This is a genomic window from Nocardioides sp. (genome assembly GCF_034670285.1).
In the GTDB taxonomy this organism is placed as follows: domain Bacteria; phylum Actinomycetota; class Actinomycetes; order Propionibacteriales; family Nocardioidaceae; genus Nocardioides.
The window spans coordinates 1-4,309 of sequence record NZ_JAXMNS010000334.1 but is presented as its reverse complement, the minus strand read 5'-3'; the positions used below and the strand labels follow the sequence as shown (position 1 = coordinate 4,309).

Here is a 4,309-nt window from a genome sequence, read left to right as displayed (position 1 = left end):
CTGCTGACTCCCGGTGGCGGCGACGGCCAGGAGAGCGTCGTCGACCTGCTCGCCCTGCCGGACGACGAGATCTCGGCGACGATCCGCAGCTATCAGGACGGGTTCGTCTGGTTGCAGGACCCACGCTTCATCTCGATCGCCAAGGTGCGGGGCTACGCCATCGGCGCCGGCTTCCAGCTCGCCCTCGCCTGCGACCTGCGGGTGGTCTCCGACGACGCGCAGTTCTGCATGAAGGAGTCCGCCCTGGGCCTCGTCCCCGACCTGGCGGGAACAAAGCCGCTGGTCGAGGCGGTTGGCTATGCGAGGGCGCTGGAGATCTGCGCCACCGCCCGGATGGTGGGCGCGAGCGAGGCCGTGACGATCGGTCTGGCTCAGACCGCCGTTCCGGAGGCCGACCTCGACCAGACGGTCACCGACCTCGTGGGCGCCCTCACCGCACCTCTCCCGGGTGCGGTGCGTGAGACCAAGGCACTGCTGGTGGGAGCGGCAGGGCGCGAGCTCGACGAGCAGTGCCGCCTGGAGCGCGAGGCTCAGGCGCGACGCTTCCACGAGCTGGCCGCACTTGCGGCACCTGCCTCGTAGGCCGCACCCGACTCGAGCTCGCCTCGACCCCCTCTCGAACCAGTCACCAGGAAGTGGACCCGTGTCCTCGATGCACCCCAACGCCGCCGCGTGGCGACACCTGCGCTCGGACCGCAGCGCGGTCTCGAACCGCCTGGAGCGCTCGACCGTGCGCCGGGTGCTCTCCTTCGCCCGTCCGCACCGTCGGCTGATCTCGGTCTTCCTGACCGTCACGGTCATCGACGCCGCGATGGTCGTGGTGCTCCCGCTGCTGGTCAAGTACGCCGTCGACGACGGCATCGTCGCGGGCGACAAGGGGGTCGTGGCGACCGCCGCGCTGATGATGGTCGGCGTCGCGTTCTTCACCGCCGCACTGGCGGTCGTCGGCGGCTGGTTCTCCTCGCGGATCGGAGAGGGGCTGATCTACGACCTCCGCACCCAGGTCTTCGGCCACGTGCAGCGTCAGTCGCTGGCGTTCTTCACCCGCACCCAGACCGGCGCGCTCGTGTCCCGGCTCAACAACGACGTGATCGGTGCCCAACGGGCGTTCACCTCAGCGCTCAGCAGCACCGTCTCCAACGTGATCGCGGTGGTCGTCGTCGGCATCACGATGCTCTTCCTGAGCTGGCAGGTCACCCTGCTGTGCCTGCTTCTCTTCCCCATCCTGCTCGTCACCTCACGCTGGGTGGGCGTGCGACTCGCCGGCCTCACCCGCCGGCAGATGGACGGCAACGCCGACCTCGGCAACATGATGACCGAGCGGTTCAACGTCGGTGGCGCGATGCTGCTCAAGCTCTTCGGACGGCGTGGCGAGGAGGACGACCTCTTCGGCACCAAGGCCGCCAACGTGCGCGACCTCGGCATCCGGATCTCCCTCATCACCCGGGTCTTCGGTGCCGCGATGACGCTCGTCCCGGCGCTTGCCACCGCGCTCGTGTACGGCGTGGGCGGCTACCTCGCGATCAACGGTGACCTCACCCTCGGCACCCTGCTCGCGCTGGCGACCCTCCTCCTGCGCCTGCTCGGACCTCTCCAGGGGCTGTCCAACGTGCGGATCGACGTGATGACCGCTCTCGTCAGCTTCGAGCGCGTCTTCGAGGTGCTCGACCTGCCGTCGCTGATCGGCGAGAAGCCCGGCGCGATCGCGCTGCCGGCCAGCGCGGCGCGACTGGAGTTCGACCACGTGTCGTTCACCTACCCGCGCGCCGACGAGGTCTCGCTCGGCTCGCTCGAGGCGCTGGCCCGGACCGACTCCCGTGAGCACACCCAGGTGCTCAGCGACGTCCACTTCGTCGCCGAGCCCGGCCAGATGGTGGCCCTGGTCGGACCCTCCGGCGCGGGCAAGACCACGATCACCCACCTGGTCGCGCGCCTCTACGACGCCGAGACCGGCGCCGTCCGCGTCGGCGGGCACGACGTCCGCGACGTCACGCTGCAGTCGCTCGAGGACGCGGTCGGCTACGTGACCCAGGACGCCCACATGTTCCACGACACGATCCGGGCCAACCTGGTCTACGCCCGGCCGGGTGCCACCGACGAGCAGATCTGGGAGGCGCTCGCCGCAGCCCAGGTCGAGCGCCTGGTCCGCGACCTGCCGGACGGGCTCGGCACCGTGGTGGGCGACCGCGGCTACCGTCTCTCCGGCGGCGAGCGGCAGCGTCTGGCCATCGCCCGACTCCTGCTGAAGGCGCCCTCGATCGTGGTGCTCGACGAGGCCACGGCCCACCTCGACAGCGAGTCGGAGGCCGCGGTGCAGCGAGCGCTCGACGCCGCGCTCGAAGGCCGGACGTCGCTGGTGATCGCCCACCGGCTGTCGACGGTGCGCAACGCCGACCAGATCCTGGTGCTGGACGACGGTCGCATCGTCGAACAGGGCACCCACCCCGAGCTGCTGGCGCGCGAGGGGTTGTACGCCGACCTCTACCGCACGCAGTTCTTCACCGACGATCCTGACCGCGAACCCGCGGCGGGACCCGCCTGAGCTCAGCTCTTGCGCTGGTAGGCGGCCGGCACGTTCGTCCGCCGCTCGCGCGGCCGGTCCTCAGGACGCTGCTGCTTGCGGGGACGGTGCGGGCGATCACCGCGGGGACCTCGCCGGCGCTCGTCGTAGGCGAGGTAGCCGAACCCGAAGATCGCGAGCACGCCGAAGAACCACCACTGGAGTCCGTAGTAGAAGTGCGGGCCGTTGTCGAGGTCGGGCAGCTCGCGCAGCACCAGCGGGCTCTCGATCGCGGGGTCCTCGCTGACGAGGTCCACGAAGCCGCCGTACGTCGGCCGGTCGATCGCCTCGCCGATCTGCTGGGAGTTGATCGCCCGGGTCGAGAGGTCGTCGACCTCGGTGCTGTCGCCGGTGCCGTCGGCACGCACCCACCCGGTGACGGTGACCTCGCCGGCCGGGGCCGGGGGTACGTCGCCGATGTTGGCCGAGCGGGTGACGATCGCCAGGAAGCCTCGGTCGACCACCAAGGTGTCTCCGGACTCGGTCACCAGGGGCACGACGACGTCGACCCCGGGCTCACCCGACGGGCCGCTGCGGTAGCGCACGATCACGGTGTTGGCGACGTCGTAGGTGCCGCTGGCCTCCACCAGGCGCCACTCGTCGTCCTCGGCCACCGCGGCACCGGGCTCGAGCACCGAGTCGACCGGAGCGGGCTCGCGAGCCTCGTTAGTGCGGACGACCTCGTTGCGGGCCTGCCGGTCGTCGAGGCGCCCGAACTGCCACTCACCCAGCCACCAGGCGCCGCCTGCGAGGAGCACGACGGCGAGCGCGAACGCCGCCCACCTGCGACTGAGGAGGAACCGGAACGAACGCACGTCCCAAGGATATCGACCGACCCGTAGGCTGGAGTCATGCAGGTCATACCGCTCGCCGACTCCTACGGACGTGTCGCGACCGACCTCCGTGTCTCGCTGACCGACCGGTGCAACCTGCGCTGCTCCTACTGCATGCCCGCCGAGGGTCTCGACTGGATGCCGAACGACCAGGTGCTCAGCGACGACGAGGTGGTCCGGCTGGTCCGGATCGCCGTCGAGCGCCTCGGTGTCGACGAGGTGCGTTTCACCGGCGGTGAGCCGCTGGTGCGTCGTGGACTGGTCGACATCGTCGCTCGCACCCGGGCGATCAGCCCCGACCTCGAGCTGTCGATCACCAGCAACGGTCTCGGTCTGGCGCGGACGGCTCAGGCTCTCGCCGACGCCGGCCTCAACCGGGTCAACGTCAGCCTCGACACGGTGCGCCGCGACACCTTCCACGAGATGACGCGGCGTGATCGCTTCGACGACGTGGTTGCCGGCCTGGCCGCCGCGGCGGAGGCCGGACTGGGTCCGGTGAAGGTCAACGCGGTCCTCATGCGGGGCGTCAACGACGACCAGGCTGCCGAGCTGTTGCGCTGGTGCATCGAGCGCTCCTACGAGCTGCGCTTCATCGAGCAGATGCCGCTCGACGCCCAGCACGGCTGGTCGCGCGACGGCATGATCACCGCCGACGAGATCTTCGCCTCGCTCGACCGCGAGTTCGATCTGTCCCCGGCCGAGGAACCGCGGGGGAGTGCCCCTGCCGAGAAGTTCCTCGTCAACGGCGGTCCCGCGACGGTCGGCGTGATCGCCTCGGTGACGCGGCCCTTCTGCGGCGACTGCGACCGCGTACGCCTCACGGCTGACGGTCAGGTGCGCAACTGCCTCTTCGCCCGCTCGGAGTCCGACCTGCGCGCGGCGCAGCGTGCCGGGGCCTCCGACGAGGAGCTGGCCC

General features: G+C 70.6%; 4 protein-coding genes. 3 read left to right on the top strand and 1 reads right to left on the bottom strand.

All coding sequences use genetic code 11. The features are described 5' to 3' along the window. The coding region (locus VOI19_RS15200; RefSeq protein ID WP_323793808.1) for an enoyl-CoA hydratase/isomerase family protein at positions 1–582 on the top strand (582 nt) is incomplete at its 5' end. Positions 583–652: 70 nt separating this feature from the next. Beyond that, the gene (locus VOI19_RS15195) at positions 653–2,542 is read left to right on the top strand and encodes an ABC transporter ATP-binding protein (RefSeq protein ID WP_323793809.1); all 1,890 of its coding nucleotides are present in this window, start codon (positions 653–655) and stop codon (positions 2,540–2,542) included. Between the two features lie 2 nt (positions 2,543–2,544). Here VOI19_RS15195 and VOI19_RS15190 read toward each other — a convergent pair whose 3' ends face one another. Beyond that, positions 2,545–3,375 carry an SURF1 family protein gene (locus VOI19_RS15190; protein WP_323793807.1) on the bottom strand — a complete coding sequence of 277 codons (831 nt, stop codon included), beginning with the start codon at positions 3,373–3,375 and terminating at the stop codon, positions 2,545–2,547. Between the two features lie 36 nt (positions 3,376–3,411). Between VOI19_RS15190 and moaA the strand changes: the two genes are divergently transcribed. After that, positions 3,412–4,309, top strand: an 898-nt coding sequence (gene moaA, locus VOI19_RS15185) for a GTP 3',8-cyclase MoaA (protein WP_323793806.1), incomplete at its 3' end; no start/stop codon positions are given.

Excerpts from the sequence above, each read along its gene's own strand:
- VOI19_RS15195 (WP_323793809.1), top strand. The coding sequence starts at position 653 with ATGCACCCCAACGCCGCCGCGTGGCGACACCTGCGCTCGGACCGCAGC.